At 47.7% G+C, this 3,138-nt stretch carries 5 protein-coding genes; all 5 read left to right on the forward strand.

Translation table 11 applies throughout. The features are described 5' to 3' along the window. Nucleotides 1-144: 144 nt before the first annotated feature. The 5 genes from AB3112_RS10095 (at nt 145) to AB3112_RS10115 (ending at nt 2,994) form a co-directional block, all read left to right on the forward strand. On the forward strand, nt 145-1,320 hold the full coding sequence (locus AB3112_RS10095) for a phage major capsid protein (RefSeq protein WP_367334418.1): 1,176 nt from the start codon (nt 145-147) through the stop codon (nt 1,318-1,320). Nucleotides 1,321-1,381: 61 nt separating this feature from the next. Continuing rightward, entirely contained in the window at nt 1,382-1,819 is a 438-nt protein-coding gene (locus AB3112_RS10100; protein ID WP_367334419.1) for a hypothetical protein, read from the forward strand. Between the two features lie 10 nt (nt 1,820-1,829). After that, nucleotides 1,830-2,060, forward strand: coding sequence for a hypothetical protein (locus AB3112_RS10105; RefSeq protein ID WP_367334420.1), 231 nt, complete (start codon nt 1,830-1,832; stop codon nt 2,058-2,060). Further along, the gene (locus AB3112_RS10110) at nt 2,057-2,680 is read left to right on the forward strand and encodes a phage head-tail connector protein (RefSeq protein WP_367334421.1); all 624 of its coding nucleotides are present in this window, start codon (nt 2,057-2,059) and stop codon (nt 2,678-2,680) included. Before AB3112_RS10105 ends, AB3112_RS10110 begins: the two co-directional genes overlap by 4 nt. Beyond that, nucleotides 2,680-2,994 carry a hypothetical protein gene (locus AB3112_RS10115; protein WP_367334422.1) on the forward strand — a complete coding sequence of 105 codons (315 nt, stop codon included), beginning with the start codon at nt 2,680-2,682 and terminating at the stop codon, nt 2,992-2,994. The genes AB3112_RS10110 and AB3112_RS10115 overlap by 1 nt, the downstream gene beginning before the upstream one ends. Nucleotides 2,995-3,138 lie beyond the last annotated feature (144 nt).

Below are 3,138 nucleotides of genomic sequence, written 5' to 3' on the forward strand. Positions count from 1 at the left end.
ACCTCGATTCAATTGCCCACGAAGAAAAAACTCCACCCGACCCACTCAACATTAATGCAGACGATGTAAAGGGAGTCCTCGGCAAATTGATTGACGAGAAACTGAGGAAGTTGACTGGAAAACTCGATTAAGAGGTGAACGAACGTGACTAAAGAAGAACTTATACAATTAATAGATGATGTTTTAGGTGAAAAATTAAAAGACGTGCTACAGCAGCAAAGTGACAATCAACAGAAATGGATTGAGAAAATCCTTGCTGCTCAAAGGCAACAGGAACAGAAAGCCGAAAAGCCCAATGTGGGTCGTTTAATCCGAGCTCTTGCGGCTGGGAAAGGCGATCCTCAAAAAGCGGCTGCATTTGCTCAAAAAGCATGGAAGGATGAAGCCATTGTCAAAGCGTTGCAGACCGATGAAGGAGAAGCCGGCGGATATTTGGTACCGGAGGAATACTCCAGCCAGCTCATTGAGTATTTACGCCCCTTGGCAGTCGTGCGCAGAATGAACCCCGTGATTATCCCCATGGAAACCGGCACCATGAGCATGCCGGCAGTGACGGGCGGAGCATCTGCTGAGTATATCGGCGAGGGAACCAACGTTCCGAAGAGCCAACCCACCTTTGGACAGGTGAAATTGACCTGGAAGAAATTGGCGTGTTTGGTCCCGATTAGTAATGACCTCATTCGCTTCAGCTCACCCAAAGCCGATGAAGTGGTACGGAACGACCTGGTTGGAGCAATGGCACAGCGTGAGGACGCTGCGTTTATTCGTGATGATGGAACCAACGATAAACCGAAGGGTTTGTTAAACTGGATTGCCACAGCTAACAAATTCGATGCCAACGAAACCGTCAATCTCGCTAATGTCACCATCGATCTCGCTAAAGCAATTTATTACCTCCGCAAAAATGAAACCAAATTCCTCAACTGCGGTTGGATTTTGTCCCCTGGCTCGGAACTATATTTAAAGACCGTTCGGGACAGCAACGGGAATTTTGCTTTCAAGGGCGAAATGGACCAAGGCAGGCTCTTTGGATTCCCGTTTGGCGTGACCACTCAGGTTCCCGACAATTTGGGCGACGGCGAGGACGAATCGGAAATCTACTTTGTCGACTTTGCCGACGCTGCGATCGGTGAATCAAGCCGAGTCGAGATCGAAATCTCAAGCGAAGCCGCCTATTATGACGGTTCAAACGTCGTATCGGCCTTCTCGCTTGACCAGACCGTATTAAGGGCAATCGCACGGCATGACTTTGCCATGCGCCGGAACACTTCGGGGGCTGTCATTCAAGCGGTCACCTGGGGATCTTCAATCGTATCATAACTGACTGACTCAGGGCCGGTAGTTTAAACCTATCGGCCTTTTTAATTGGAGGCGAAAAACAATGAACTCTCGTGATATAGGACATTATATAAAAATCGTCAACGGCGGCGGCTCTGTCTTGGGGCCTGGCGATACCGATACCGACATTGAAGGGGCGGCCATTGACCGTTCTGGATATTTGAGCGGCGTTTTTGCCGTTCATTACGGCATCAATGGCCCTTCAATTGATGGGCAACTGGGAATCACCGCAAAAATCCAGGAATCCGCTGACAAATCGGATTGGTCGGACGTGAGCGGAGCCACCATTGCGCTGGCTTGTGTTACCTTGGCCGCTTCAAACGTTCCAGTATCGGCAGTTGCAGAAGTTAATGTGGATTTCTCCAGTTTGGACAAATACGTCCGTGCTGTCGTTACCCCGGCTCGTTCCGCCGCAGAAGCCGACACCGCAGTTGTCGGAATCACTGCAATTCTGGGCGGCGCTGACGTATTACCGGTATAGTGCCATGCTGGTGAAATTTGTGAAAGGGTACAGCCCTTACCAAAAAGGCGAATCGGCTGGATTCCCACCTGACAAAGCAGAAAAGTTGGTCAAAATGGGGGTAGCCATTTACCCTCCCAAACCAAAACCCGATCCAGTACCGGAACCAAAGCCCGTGATTCCAGAATTAAAGCCCGAACCAGTAACTTCTGATTTTCAAGCTCCAATAAACCGAATGGTGAAAAAGGCGAAGAAAAAATGAGCAATGTGACGATCCTCACCCCAGCGGCCAATAAGAAACTCACCACCCTGGAACAAATCAAGCAGGAACTGGAAATCACCAATTCAACCGATGACGCGTTCTTAAACGACCTCATCGATCGGATGAGCGGAAGAATTGAAGACTTTTGCCATCGAATCTTTGCCAAACAGACCTATCAGGAAAAAGTGGCCGGATTTGGGGATAAAATTCTGCTTCTCACTCATACCCCGATTATTTCAGTCTCATCGGTTCTGTGTGATTCCAGCCCCATCACTGACTATGAAATCTATAACGCTAACGCTGGTGAGCTTTACCGCAGTATCGGGTGGACCTGGGACACTACGGTTTGGTGGAAAGCCTCAAGTTTCCCTTCATCGAATAACCCAGAACAGAACTTCATTGTCACCTATATTGCCGGATACGTGCTCCCTGGAGACGATGAAGCTCAAACTCTCCCGAAAACCATTGAAGACGCCTGCATTCAGTGCGTCAAAGAAGCCTACTTGAAGCGGCGGGACGATCCAAATGTTAGTTCCGAGAAATTGGGAAACTATTCAGTTACTTATGATCCCACTCCGCTTCTCTCAAGGCTCCTCTATAACTGGGTGAGGATATTTTAATGCGCTCGCTATTAAACCAAACGGTTGATGAATATTTGGTAACGTACACTACAGGGAATACGGGTATCCAAACTCCCAGCTATACAAAACAAACCTCATATCGTGCCAGGCTGGAAACTGTGACTAAAGAGCTCATTGAGCGCCAGTACGGACTCACCGAGCAAATTGATTACCGAATGTATTCACTTACCGCTCCAATTCTGGGGCGGTTCATTCTCTTAAACAGTTTTTATTATCGAATCCGCTTAGTGATTCCCATCCAAGGAAAACAGACCGTCCATCACTATGAAAGCTTATTGGTGAAAGTTGAATGAAGGTAACAGCAATCACGCAAGGCTTAGACAAGATTACCAAAGAGCTTGGGAATTTTGAAAAAAGAGAAACCAAAAATGTTCGTCAAGTTGTCAAAGAATCCGCAATCTTTTGCTCTGGGAAAGCCAAAAAGAACCTTTCTCAAC

This window comes from Lentilactobacillus sp., assembly GCF_040773105.1.
GTDB classification, from domain to species: domain Bacteria; phylum Bacillota; class Bacilli; order Lactobacillales; family Lactobacillaceae; genus Lentilactobacillus; species Lentilactobacillus parabuchneri.

Coding starts and splice junctions, on each gene's coding strand:
- AB3112_RS10100 (WP_367334419.1), top strand. CDS start 1,382: ATGAACTCTCGTGATATAGGACATTATATAAAAATCGTCAACGGCGGC.
- AB3112_RS10110 (WP_367334421.1), top strand. CDS start 2,057: ATGAGCAATGTGACGATCCTCACCCCAGCGGCCAATAAGAAACTCACC.
- AB3112_RS10115 (WP_367334422.1), top strand. CDS start 2,680: ATGCGCTCGCTATTAAACCAAACGGTTGATGAATATTTGGTAACGTAC.